We start from the raw sequence: 11,180 nt of genomic DNA, 5'->3' as shown, positions 1-11,180 counted from the left end.
ACGCAGTGGCGAAGTGTTTTGGCGATACAGTGCGGGGCGACGCTGGCGGCCGGCTGCCTTAGAATGAGCGCCTGACTTGCGGAGCCTTGCCATGCGAATAGTCGCCGATGAAAACATCCCTTTGCTCGACGAGTTCTTCGCCGGTTTCGGCGAGATTCACCGCTTTCCCGGCCGCGCCATCGAGCGTGCGGCGCTGGGCGATGCCGAGTTGCTGCTGGTGCGCTCGGTGACCCGGGTCGACCGGGCCCTGGTCGAAGGCAGCGCGTTGCGCTTCGTCGGCACCTGCACCATAGGCACCGATCACCTCGACCTCGATTGCCTGCGGCAGGCCGGCATCGCCTGGGCCAGCGCGCCCGGCTGCAATGCCCGCGGGGTGGTCGATTATGTGCTGGGCAGCCTGCTGAGCCTGGCCGATACCTATGGCGTGCCCCTGGCGCAGCGGCGCTTCGGCGTGGTCGGTGCCGGCCAGGTCGGCGGGCGCCTGGTCGAGGTACTGCGTGGCCTGGGCTGGCAGGTATTGGTGTGCGATCCGCCGCGTCAGGCGGCCGAGGGGGGCGACTTCGTCGACCTGGAGCAGCTGATCGACCAGTGCGACACGATCAGCTTGCACACGCCATTGGATGCCGGCACCCGCCACCTGTTCGACGCCGCCCGCCTGGCCAGCTTGCAGCCCGGTACCTGGCTGATCAATGCCAGTCGCGGTGCGGTGGTGGACAATGTCGCGCTGCGTGAGGCGTTGCAGCGGCGGGATGACCTGGAAGCGGTGCTGGATGTCTGGGAAGGGGAGCCGCAGGCGGATGTCGAGCTGGCGGAACTCTGCCACCTGGCGACCCCGCACGTCGCCGGCTACAGCCTGGACGGCAAGCTGCGCGGTACGGCGCAGATCTATCGGGCAGTCTGCCAGCACCTGGGGCTCGAGGCGACGCAGGTGCTGGATGAGCTGATGCCGGCGCCCTGGCTCGGCGAGCTGGGGCTGGACGCCGCGGCCGATCCGCATTGGGCCCTGGCCACGCTGTGCCGCGCGGTGTACGACCCGCGCCGTGACGACGCCGATTTCCGCCGCAGCCTGGGGGGCGATGCCGCCAGTCGCCGCGCGGCCTTCGATGCCCTGCGCAAGCACTACCCGATGCGCCGCGAGATCGACGGCTTGCGCGTCGCCCTGCAGGGCGAGGGCGGGCAGCTGGTGCAGCTGGTAAGAGCCCTGGGCGCGAGTCTGCGCTAGGCCGCTACAAGAAAAAGCCCAGGCCTGGCCTGGGCTCGAGGAGTCGTGTCGGTGTCACTGCTGTTTGGCCGGGATCACGAAGTCTTTTTCCAGTTCGTCGCAGGCAGTCTGGATCATGTTCTCGGTGATAGGCACCTCGTGGCCCTCGGCGTCGATGATCGCGCCGCCCACCGGCTGTTGCGGTTCGACAGTTTTAACCTGCTGGTCGGAGGTCTGCTTGGGCGAGTTCATGACGTGTCTCCTCATCGGTTGGTGCGCGCAGTCTAAGAAGCCCAGATGAACGCGTGGTGACAGGTTGAGACGCCGGCTGCGCGTCTCGGGTTACAGTCTCGCCCGCGAACGAACAGGCGCCCTGCCAGCACTCTAAGAGTTACCAACGCCTTCGCAGGAGGTTCGACGAGGTCATTATGCAGCGATTTCATTTGGGACTGATCATCAACCCGCTGGCCGGTCTGGGCGGTCCGGCCGGGCTCAAGGGCAGCGACGGGGTGGCGGAGCAGGCGCTGGCCCTGGGCAGCACGCCGAAGGCGACGCAGCGTACCCGCACCGCCCTGGAGTGCCTGCAACCGGTGCGCGAGCGCCTGGAGTTCCTGACCTTTCCCGGGGCCATGGGCGCGGACCTGCTGGCCGAGATGGGGTTCGCCTATCGCCTGGCCGGCGAGCTGGCCGAGGGTCCGACCAGTGCGGCCGATACCCGTCAGGCCGTCGCGGCGCTGCAGGACGCCGGCGTCGCCCTGATCCTCTTCGCCGGTGGCGACGGTACCGCCCGCGATGTCTGCGCGGCCGTGCGCGAAGGGCAGCCGGTGCTGGGCATTCCGGCCGGGGTGAAGATCCATTCCGGGGTCTATGCGATCAGCCCTCGGGCGGCAGGCGAGCTGACCCGGCGTCTGGTCGAGGGCGGTCTGGTACGCCTGGCCAGCGGCGAGGTGCGCGACCTCGACGAGGCGGCGCTGCGCGAGGGGCGGGTCGCGGCGCGCTGGTACGGCGAGCTGTGCGTGCCGGAGGAGGGCGCCTTCGTGCAGCAGGTCAAGCAGGCCGGTGTGGAGTCGGAGGAGCTGGTGCTGATCGATCTGGCGGCCTGGCTGGAAGGCAGTTGGGAAAGCGGGGTGCGCTATGTCTTCGGCCCGGGCTCGACCCTGCACGGCCTGGCGCAGAACCTGGGGTTGCAGACCACGCTGCTGGGCGTCGACGTGATCGAGAACGGCCAGGTGATCGCCCGGGATGTCAACGAGGCGCAGTTGTTCGAGCTGGTGGCCGAGCATCCGGCGCGCCTGCTGATCACCGCCATCGGCGGTCAGGGCCACATCCTCGGTCGCGGCAACCAGCAGATCAGCCCGCGGGTGCTGCGGGCCATCGGTCTCGATCATCTGCGGGTGGTGGCGACCAAGCGCAAGCTCGCCACCCTGCAGGGGCGCCCGCTGCTGGTCGACACCGGCGACGTCCAGCTGGACGATGCCTTCCCCGATGTGGTGCGGGTCTGGGCAGGGTATAAGGAAGAGTTGCTGTATCCCTTGGCTGCCGAGGTTTAACTCGGGTGGCCCGATCGACAGGAAGGCCCATGGGCCGGAGGGCATCGATGAATTCAGGCGGGTTTCCCCCTTATCTGCAGCCGGGCGAGCGGGTGGTGCTATTCGATGGTGTGTGCAAGCTATGCAATGGCTGGGCAAAGTTCCTGATTCGCCACGATCGTCAGCGGCGCTTCAGGCTGGCGGCGGTGCAGTCGCCCCAGGGGCAGGCGATTCTCGCCTGGTTCGGCCTGCCGCTGGAGCGCTTCGACACCATGGCCTATGTCGAGGGCAACCAGTTGTTCGTGCGTTCCACGGCAGTGCTGCGCATCCTCGGCCAGCTCGGTTGGCCCTGGCGCGCCTTCGGCCTGCTGCGCCTGTGTCCCAGGCCGGTGCGCGACTGGGCCTATGACCGCATCGCCCTGAACCGCTATCGGCTGTTCGGCCGCTACCCCAGCTGTTTGCTGCCCGACCCCGATCATGCCCGGCGCTTCCTGCATGGCTGAGTGCCGCCTGCAGCAGATCGCCCTGGTGGCACGGACGGCCCTGGCGCTGGTATTCCTCTGGCACGGCCTGGTGCCGAAGATCCTCTGGTTGAGCCCGGACGAAGTGGCGATGATCGAGGCCCACGGTCTTCCGGCCGCCGCCCAGGTGGCGATGCTCGCGGGGGTGGCCGAGGTGCTGCTGGCGGCCCTGCTGATGCTGCTGCGTCGACGGCGCTGGCCCCTGCTGTTGGCCGGGCTGGTGCTTGTCGGGCTGTTGGTCGATGTGGCCTTGCTCAGCCCTCACCTGCTGATTCAGGCCTTCAACCCGCTCTCCACGAACCTGGCTGCCCTGGCGCTGTGTCTGCTGGCCTGGCTGGCGGAGGGTCCGAGCAAGACCTCAATGGCTCGGGTCCGGGTATGAGTGGGGTGCTGTCCGCCCGCCAACGCGATGCCCTGCGCATGGCCTGGCACTTCGTCGCGCCTTACCGGGGACGCATCCTCGCCGCCCTGTTGGCGCTGCTGTTCACCGCCGCCATCACCCTGTCCATGGGGCAGGGCATCAGGCTGCTGGTGGACCAGGGGCTGGCGACCCAGTCGGCCCAGGCGCTGCGCGACGCCATCGGCTTGTTCTTCGTCCTGGTGCTGGCCCTGGCCATCGGCACTTTCACCCGCTTCTACCTGGTGTCATGGATCGGCGAGCGCTTCGTCGCCGATATCCGCAAGCGGGTGTTCGACCACCTGATCGGCCTGCATCCCGGGTTCTACGAGAGCAACCGCAGTTCGGAGATCCAGTCGCGCCTGACCGCCGACACCACCCTGCTGCAGTCGGTGATCGGCTCGTCGCTGTCGATGGCGTTGCGCAACCTGATCATGCTGGTCGGCGGCGTCGTGCTGTTGATCGTCACCAACCCGAAGCTCAGCGGCATCGTGCTGCTGGCCCTGCCGCTGGTAGTGGCGCCTATCCTGATCTTCGGCAGGCGGGTGCGCCAGCTGTCGCGCCTGAGTCAGGACCGGGTGGCCGATGTCGGCAGCTATGTCGGCGAGGCGCTCGGGCAGATCAAGACGGTGCAGGCCTACAACCACCAGGCCGAGGACCGGCGGCGTTTCGCCCTGTCGGCGGAGGCCGCCTTCGACATCGCGCGCAAGCGCATCATGCAGCGCGCCTGGCTGGTGACCCTGGTGATAGTGCTGGTGCTGGGGGCGGTGGGGGTGATGCTCTGGGTCGGCGGCATGGATGTGATCGCCGGGCGGATTTCCGCGGGCGAGCTGGCGGCCTTCGTCTTCTACAGCCTGATCGTCGGCTCGGCCTTCGGCACCCTCAGCGAGGTGATAGGCGAGCTGCAGCGCGCGGCGGGTGCAGCCGAGCGCATCGCCGAGCTGTTGCGGGCGCGCAACGAAATCACCCCGCCAAGCGGCGACGCCGCGCTGCGGCTGCAGCAGCCGGTACGCGGGCGCATCGAGCTTGAGGGGGTGCGCTTCGCCTATCCCTCGCGGCCTGGCATCTTGGCCATCGACGGCATCGACCTGAGCGTCGCGCCCGGCGAAACCCTGGCCCTGGTCGGGCCCTCCGGTGCCGGCAAGTCGACCCTGTTCGATCTGCTGCTGCGCTTCTTCGATCCCCAGCAGGGGCGCATCCTGATCGACGGCCAGGCCATCGAGCGGCTCGATCCGGCCCAGTTGCGAGGCTGCTTCGCCCTGGTGTCGCAGAACCCTGCGCTGTTCTTCGGCACGGTCGAGGACAATATTCGCTACGGCAAGACCGATGCCGGCCACGCCGAGGTCGAGGCCGCGGCGCGAGCCGCCCATGCCCACGAGTTCATCATGAGGTTGCCGGCGGGCTACCAGACCCATCTGGGCGACGCCGGCCTGGGCCTGTCCGGCGGTCAGCGCCAGCGTCTGGCGATCGCCCGTGCGCTGTTGGTCGATGCGCCTATCCTGCTGCTGGACGAGGCCACCAGCGCGCTGGACGCGCAGAGCGAACACCTGATCCAGCAGGCTTTGCCACGGCTAATGGCCGGGCGCACCACGCTGGTGATTGCCCATCGCCTGGCGACGGTGAAAAGCGCCGACCGTATCGCGGTCATCGAACATGGCCGGCTGGCGGCCGTCGGCAGCCATGCCGAGCTGCTGGCGAGCAGCCCGCTCTACGCCCGGCTGGCGGCGCTGCAGTTTGACGTTGCCGGCTAGCTAGAGCGGCGTGCCCTTGGGGCGGATGGTGGCGGCGGCGCCGGCCGAGGCCAGAACGATCGCGGCGATGGCCAGCCACTGACTCCAGCCCAGTCGCTCGCCGAGCAGCAGCAGGCCGGACAGCGCCGCGATGGCCGGCTCCATGCTCATCAGGACGCTGAAGGTGCGTGTCGGCAGGCGGGTCAGGGCGATCATCTCCAGGCTGTAGGGCAGGGCCGAGGAGAGCACCGCGACCGCCAGGGCTACGGGCAGCAAGTCGACCGCGAACAGGCTGCTGCCGGCCTGCCACAGGCCCACGGGCATCACCAGCAGGGCGGCGACCAGAGTGCCCAGGGCCACGGTCTGGCGGCCATAGGCGGCGCCGGCCTTCTGCCCGAAGACGATGTACAGCGCCCAGCACAGCCCGGCGGCGAGGGCCAGGGCCGCCCCCTGCGGATCGAGTCGGGTGTCTGCCGCGTCGCTGGGCAGCAGCAGCCAGAGGCCGAAGATCGCCAGGGCGACCCAGGCGAAATCCAGGGGGCGGCGCGAGGACAGCAGGGCCAGCGCCAGTGGACCGGTGAACTCCAGGGCCACGGCAATCCCCAGGGGCACGGTCTGCAGCGACAGGTAGAACAGCAGATTCATGCCGCCCAGTGCCAGGCCATAGGCCAGCAGCGAGTGGCAGGATTGCAGGCTCAGGCGCGCCCGCCAGGGGCGCATGATGAGGGCCAGGATGACCGCGCCCAACCCCAGGCGCAGGGCAGTGGTTCCTTCCGCCCCGACCAGGGGGAACAGGCTCTTGGCCAGGGAGGCGCCGCTCTGTATCGAGAGCATGGCCACCAGCAGCAGGGCGATGGGGGCGAGGGCGGCGCGGCCGGACATGGGGTGTTCCTCGGGGTGGCGTCATAAAAAAACCGGCCGCTGGGGCCGGTTCCGGTCAGCCTGGGGGCTTAGCGGTATTCGCAGAGATAGGCGCTGTCGACTGCGACCTTCAGCTGGAACTTGCTGTTGGCCGGGACGGTGAACTGGCTGCCGGCGGCGAAGGTTTCCCAGCTGTCGCTGCCCGGCAGCAATACCGTCAGGGCGCCGGCGACCACGTGCATCACCTCCAGTTGGTTGGTGCCGAACTCGTACTCGCCTGCGGCCATCACGCCGATGGTGGCCGGGCCTTCGGCCATGTCGAAGGCGATGGATTTGACGGTGCCGTCGAAGTATTCGTTGACCTTGAACATCGGAACTCCTCGCAGAGGGGGCGGAAAAGGGCCGCCAGTATGCCCAAGCCGTGACGAGGCGTCATCCGCTTTGCCGAGGGCTATAGCGGCAGGATCAGCGGCAGCAGACGTGCGGTGTTGCGGGCGTCGGTCAGGGCCCGGTGCTGCTGGCCGCTGAATGGCAGGCCGGCCAGTTGCAGGGCGCTGTTGAGGCCGACCGGACGGGGCAGGCGGCGGGCCTCGGCGAAGCGCCGCTTGAGGTTGAGGTGGGGGAGCTGGCTGAGACAGCTCGCCAGCTCCAGGCGTTGCCAGTCCTGCTGCAATTGGCGTCGGTCGTAATCGCCCCAGCTGGCCCAGCCGGCCAGCCGCGGCCGGTGGCCGTGCAGCCAGCGCTCGAACGGCGGCCATACCGCGTTCAGGGGGGCGGCAGAATCGATGCTGGCCTGGTCGATGCGGGTCAGGGTGCGGCAGAAGTCGGTCAGATGGGGACGGCGCAGCGGCCGCACGAAGCGTTGGAAATGATCCACTTCCTGGCCGTTGGCGCGAACCAGGGTGGCGCCGATCTCGATGATCTCCATCTCTTCGAGCGGCCAGCCGCCTTCTTCGGTGGTCGCTTCCAGGTCGATTACCAGCCAGTATCCCATGGGCCCTCCGTTGCGCTAGAGGCAGTATGCAAGGCTTTTCGGGCCTGGCAAGCCCCGTGTTAGGCTTGCGCTCCCTGTTTTGGAGGTGTGTATGGCGAAGGTGGCCTTTATCGGTTTGGGTGTGATGGGGTACCCCATGGCGGGGCATCTGACACGTGCCGGGCATCAGTTGTGTGTCTATAACCGCACGGCGGCCAAGGCTGCGCAATGGGTCGCGGCATATGGTGGGCGCAGTGCGCCGACCCCGCGCGAGGCGGCGCAGGGCGCTGACTTCGTCATGATCTGCGTGGGCAACGACGATGATCTGCGCGGCGTGGTGCTGGGCGCCGACGGGGCCTTCGCCGGCATGGCGCCTGGCTCCGTGCTGATCGATCACACCACGGCATCGGCGAATGTCGCCCGTGAGTTGGCCGCACAGGCGGCCGAACTGCAACTGGGCTTTCTCGATGCGCCGGTGTCCGGCGGTCAGGCCGGCGCCGAGAATGGCGTGCTGACGGTCATGGTCGGCGGCGAAGCGCAGGATTATGCCAAGGCCGAGCCGGTGCTGCAGGCCTATGCGCGGATGGTGCGCCTGATGGGCGGCGCCGGCAGCGGACAGCTGACCAAGATGGTCAACCAGATTTGTATCGGTGGGTTGGTCCAGGGGCTTTCCGAGGCCCTGCATTTCGCCCAGTGCGCGGGGCTCGACGCGCAGGGCGCGATGGACGTGATCGGCAAGGGGGCGGCCCAGTCCTGGCAACTGGAGAACCGTCACAAGACCATGCTCGCCGGGGAGTTCGACTTCGGCTTCGCCGTCGACTGGATGCGCAAGGACCTGGCGATCCTGCTCGATGAGGCGCGGCGCAATGGGGCGCAGCTGCCAGTCACCGCGCTGGTCGACCAGTTCTACGCCGATGTGCAGGCGATGGGTGGCGGGCGTTGGGATACCTCCAGCCTGATCGCCCGACTGCAGTCTGCCAAGCGCTCCTGAGAGCCAGGCCTGCCCACCCCGGCAAGCGGGGCGGAGTGCCGACGGGGTGAGCGGGCGACATTCTGCCGAGGCGCTTGGCATGTCCTCGGCCTCGACGTGCCGCTGCCGACTGTCGGTCGAGCGGGTGCGGAACGTCTCTGGGGAGCTGCCAAGCCGATTGGCGCTCGGTTAAAATCGCCAAACCGTCCCGATCTCCAGACCCTACCGAGGTTTCGCCGTCATGAATTGCCGTGCTGGCTGTGGCGCCTGTTGCATTGCCCCTTCGATCAGTTCCCCTATCCCTGGAATGCCGCAAGGCAAGGCGGCCGGCGAGCGCTGCGTACAGCTGGCTGCAGACAACTATTGCGGCCTGTTCGGCAAGCCCGAGCGGCCGGCCGTGTGTGCGGCGTTTCAGGCGGATGTCGAGGTGTGCGGCAGCAGTCGCGAGGAGGCCATTCGGCTGCTGGGATGGTTGGAGCAGAGCACGGCGCTGGCCAGTTGAGCGGGGCCGGGCTGGTCCTGGGTGCGCTGGCCGTGTGAGGAGCTCCCCAGCGCCGAGTTTCCGAGGCTCCAGATGCAAAAAAGGCTGCCGAGGCAGCCTTTTTGTTGCAGTGCAGACGCCGCTTAGCGTGGCAGGTCGCGCTGCGGATGGCCGGTGTACAGTTGGCGCGGGCGGCCGATCTTGTACGGGCTGGAGAGCATTTCCTTCCAGTGCGAGATCCAGCCGACGGTCCGCGCCAGGGCGAAGATCACGGTGAACATGCTGGTCGGAATGCCGATCGCCTTGAGGATGATGCCCGAGTAGAAGTCGACGTTCGGGTAGAGGTTGCGCTCCTTGAAGTAGGGATCGGTCAGGGCGATCTCTTCCAGACGCATGGCCAGTGCCAGTTGCGGGTCGTTGGTGATGCCGAGCTCGGCCAGCACTTCGTCGCAGGTCTGCTTCATCACGGTGGCGCGGGGGTCGCGGTTCTTGTACACGCGGTGACCGAAGCCCATCAGCTTGAACGGGTCGTTCTTGTCCTTGGCCTTGGCGATGAAGGTGTCGATATTGGACACGTCGCCGATCTCGTCGAGCATGCTCAGCACGGCTTCGTTGGCGCCGCCGTGGGCCGGTCCCCAGAGGGCGGCGATGCCGGCGGCGATGCAGGCGAACGGGTTGGCGCCGGACGAGCCGGCCAGGCGCACGGTCGAGGTCGAGGCGTTCTGTTCATGGTCGGCGTGGAGGATGAAGATCTTGTCCATCGCCTTGGCCAGCACCGGGCTGATCGGTTTGATCTCGCACGGGGTGTTGAACATCATGTGCAGGAAGTTTTCCGCGTAGTTCAGGTCGTTGCGCGGATACATCATCGGTTGGCCCATGGAGTACTTGTAAACCATGGCGGCCAGGGTCGGCATCTTGGCGATCAGGCGCATCGCGGAGATGTCGCGGTGCTGCGGGTTATTGATGTCCAGAGAGTCGTGGTAGAAGGCCGACAGGGCGCCGACCACGCCACACATGATGGCCATGGGGTGGGCGTCGCGGCGGAAGCCGTTGAAGAAGGTCTTCAGCTGCTCGTGCACCATGGTGTGGTTCTTGATGGAGCTGACGAAGGCGGCCTTCTGCTCCACGCTCGGCAGCTCGCCGTTGAGCAGCAGGTAGCAGGTTTCCAGGTAGTCGGAGTTGTCGGCCAGCTGCTCGATGGGGTAGCCGCGGTGCAGCAGAACGCCCTGGTCGCCGTCGATATAGGTGATCTTCGACTCGCACGAGGCGGTGGACATAAAGCCAGGATCAAAGGTGAAACGGCCCGTGGCGGTCAGGCCCCGTACGTCTATTACATCGGGACCAACGGTGCCGGTTAGGACGGGCAGTTCGACGGGGGCTGCGCCCTCGATGATCAACTGCGCTTTTTTGTCAGCCATGGGTGGCCTCCTAGTTATGCTTGAAATCATCTGTCAGCCCCCCACGCAGGGCCCGCACCACTATAGTGAGATAAATCCGAAAGTCAATTTGCGAAAAGTCAGGCAGTAGAAGGGTTTGAGGGCGGTTTTTCGCGAAAAAAGGCCGCCATTTACGCCTTTTGCCGGGGCAGTGCAATGAGCATTTTGGTGGGGGGCTTTGCGTTGTCATTAGTAACCTAACTGTCTATACTCTGCGCCCGACCGCCGGGGGCTTTGGCCCCGTTCGAAGCGGTCGTCACTCCTTGGGTGATGGGTACCTGACCAGTGCACTTCCCGACAACTTTGCCCTGCTAGTTAGGGGCTCTCAGTGTGATAAAAAAGCCGTGAATAGCCAACGACCTGTAAACCTAGACCTTAGGACTATCAAACTTCCAGTCACCGCTTACACGTCCATTCTTCACCGTATCTCCGGTGTCATCCTCTTCGTCGGTATCGCCGTGCTGCTGTTCGGCCTCGACAAGTCGCTGGCTTCGGCAGAGGGCTTTGCCCAGGTGAAGGAATGCCTGACCAGTCCGCTGGCCAAGTTCGTGATCTGGGGTCTGCTGTCCGCTCTGCTGTACCACCTGGTGGCCGGTGTGCGCCACTTGATCATGGACATGGGCATCGGTGAGACGCTGGAAGGCGGCAAGCTGGGCTCGCAAATCGTCATCGCCGTTTCGGTGGTCGTGATCCTGCTGCTGGGGGTGTGGATATGGTAACCAATGTCACGAATTTCTCGCGTTCGGGCCTCTACGACTGGATGGCTCAACGGGTGTCTGCGGTCGTTCTCGCGGCTTATGTATTGTTCCTGCTGGGTTTCGTAATCGTTAATCCTGGCATGGGTTATGCCGAATGGCATGGTCTGTTCTCCGGTACTGCAATGCGCATCTTCAGTCTGCTGGCTCTGGTGGCGCTCAGCGCCCACGCCTGGGTCGGCATGTGGACGATTTCCACCGACTACCTGACGCCGATGGCGCTGGGCAAGTCGGCGACTGCCGTGCGTTTTCTCTTCCAGGCCGCGTGTGGAATTGCCATGTTCGCGTTTTTCGTCTGGGGCGTGCAGATTCTTTGGGGTATCTGA

Annotated in this window: 14 protein-coding genes; 9 read left to right on the top strand and 5 right to left on the bottom strand. The window is 66.4% G+C overall.

Annotated elements, in window-relative coordinates; translation table 11 throughout:
* Positions 1–91 precede the first annotated feature (91 nt).
* The gene (pdxB, locus tag ACSX1C_RS06300; protein WP_439888709.1) at positions 92–1,222 is read left to right on the top strand and encodes a 4-phosphoerythronate dehydrogenase PdxB; all 1,131 of its coding nucleotides are present in this window, start codon (positions 92–94) and stop codon (positions 1,220–1,222) included.
* Between the two features lie 54 nt (positions 1,223–1,276).
* On the opposite strand, the gene ACSX1C_RS06295 is transcribed toward pdxB, so the two are convergent.
* Entirely contained in the window at positions 1,277–1,453 is a 177-nt protein-coding gene (locus tag ACSX1C_RS06295; RefSeq protein ID WP_318646158.1) for a PA1571 family protein, read from the bottom strand.
* A gap of 176 nt (positions 1,454–1,629) precedes the next feature.
* Between ACSX1C_RS06295 and ACSX1C_RS06290 the strand changes: the two genes are divergently transcribed.
* From ACSX1C_RS06290 to ACSX1C_RS06275, 4 genes are read left to right on the top strand one after another with little or no spacing between them, the layout of a single operon-like run.
* Positions 1,630–2,751 (top strand): ATP-NAD kinase family protein, encoded by a 1,122-nt coding sequence (locus ACSX1C_RS06290; RefSeq protein WP_439888708.1) that lies wholly within the window; start codon positions 1,630–1,632, stop codon positions 2,749–2,751.
* A 47-nt stretch (positions 2,752–2,798) separates the two neighbouring features.
* On the top strand, positions 2,799–3,233 hold the full coding sequence (locus tag ACSX1C_RS06285; protein WP_439888707.1) for a thiol-disulfide oxidoreductase DCC family protein: 435 nt from the start codon (positions 2,799–2,801) through the stop codon (positions 3,231–3,233).
* Positions 3,226–3,633 carry a DoxX-like family protein gene (locus ACSX1C_RS06280; protein ID WP_439888706.1) on the top strand — a complete coding sequence of 136 codons (408 nt, stop codon included), beginning with the start codon at positions 3,226–3,228 and terminating at the stop codon, positions 3,631–3,633. The genes ACSX1C_RS06285 and ACSX1C_RS06280 overlap by 8 nt, the downstream gene beginning before the upstream one ends.
* On the top strand, positions 3,630–5,399 hold the full coding sequence (locus ACSX1C_RS06275) for an ABC transporter transmembrane domain-containing protein (protein WP_439888705.1): 1,770 nt from the start codon (positions 3,630–3,632) through the stop codon (positions 5,397–5,399). The genes ACSX1C_RS06280 and ACSX1C_RS06275 overlap by 4 nt, the downstream gene beginning before the upstream one ends.
* On the opposite strand, the gene rhtA is transcribed toward ACSX1C_RS06275, so the two are convergent.
* The 3 genes from rhtA to ACSX1C_RS06260 all read right to left on the bottom strand — a co-directional run bounded on the left by rhtA (position 5,400) and on the right by ACSX1C_RS06260 (position 7,233).
* Positions 5,400–6,260, bottom strand: a complete 861-nt coding sequence (gene rhtA / locus ACSX1C_RS06270; protein ID WP_439888704.1) for a threonine/homoserine exporter RhtA — start codon at positions 6,258–6,260, stop codon at positions 5,400–5,402.
* A 68-nt stretch (positions 6,261–6,328) separates the two neighbouring features.
* A complete protein-coding gene (locus ACSX1C_RS06265) occupies positions 6,329–6,610 on the bottom strand; it encodes a pyrimidine/purine nucleoside phosphorylase (protein WP_318646164.1) in 282 nt (93 codons plus the stop codon).
* Between the two features lie 80 nt (positions 6,611–6,690).
* Positions 6,691–7,233, bottom strand: a complete 543-nt coding sequence (locus ACSX1C_RS06260) for an exonuclease domain-containing protein (RefSeq protein ID WP_439888703.1) — start codon at positions 7,231–7,233, stop codon at positions 6,691–6,693.
* Positions 7,234–7,318: 85 nt separating this feature from the next.
* On the opposite strand from ACSX1C_RS06260, the gene ACSX1C_RS06255 reads away from it, so the two are divergent.
* The gene (locus tag ACSX1C_RS06255; RefSeq protein ID WP_439888702.1) at positions 7,319–8,203 is read left to right on the top strand and encodes an NAD(P)-dependent oxidoreductase; all 885 of its coding nucleotides are present in this window, start codon (positions 7,319–7,321) and stop codon (positions 8,201–8,203) included.
* A gap of 220 nt (positions 8,204–8,423) precedes the next feature.
* Positions 8,424–8,684 carry a YkgJ family cysteine cluster protein gene (locus ACSX1C_RS06250; protein ID WP_318646167.1) on the top strand — a complete coding sequence of 87 codons (261 nt, stop codon included), beginning with the start codon at positions 8,424–8,426 and terminating at the stop codon, positions 8,682–8,684.
* A gap of 122 nt (positions 8,685–8,806) precedes the next feature.
* Here the strand turns inward: ACSX1C_RS06250 and gltA are convergent, their stop codons facing one another.
* Positions 8,807–10,081: a citrate synthase gene (gene gltA, locus ACSX1C_RS06245; protein ID WP_439888701.1), complete on the bottom strand. Its 1,275-nt coding sequence runs from the start codon at positions 10,079–10,081 to the stop codon at positions 8,807–8,809.
* A 362-nt stretch (positions 10,082–10,443) separates the two neighbouring features.
* On the opposite strand from gltA, the gene sdhC reads away from it, so the two are divergent.
* Together sdhC and sdhD are read left to right on the top strand one after the other, a co-directional pair.
* Positions 10,444–10,818, top strand: coding sequence for a succinate dehydrogenase, cytochrome b556 subunit (sdhC, locus tag ACSX1C_RS06240; protein WP_439888700.1), 375 nt, complete (start codon positions 10,444–10,446; stop codon positions 10,816–10,818).
* The gene (gene sdhD / locus ACSX1C_RS06235) at positions 10,812–11,180 is read left to right on the top strand and encodes a succinate dehydrogenase, hydrophobic membrane anchor protein (RefSeq protein ID WP_318646170.1); all 369 of its coding nucleotides are present in this window, start codon (positions 10,812–10,814) and stop codon (positions 11,178–11,180) included. Before sdhC ends, sdhD begins: the two co-directional genes overlap by 7 nt.

It is taken from the genome of Pseudomonas sp. MBLB4123 (assembly GCF_051904775.1).
In the GTDB taxonomy this organism is placed as follows: domain Bacteria; phylum Pseudomonadota; class Gammaproteobacteria; order Pseudomonadales; family Pseudomonadaceae; genus Aquipseudomonas; species Aquipseudomonas benzenivorans_B.
This window is presented reverse-complemented; position numbering and strand designations above follow the sequence as displayed.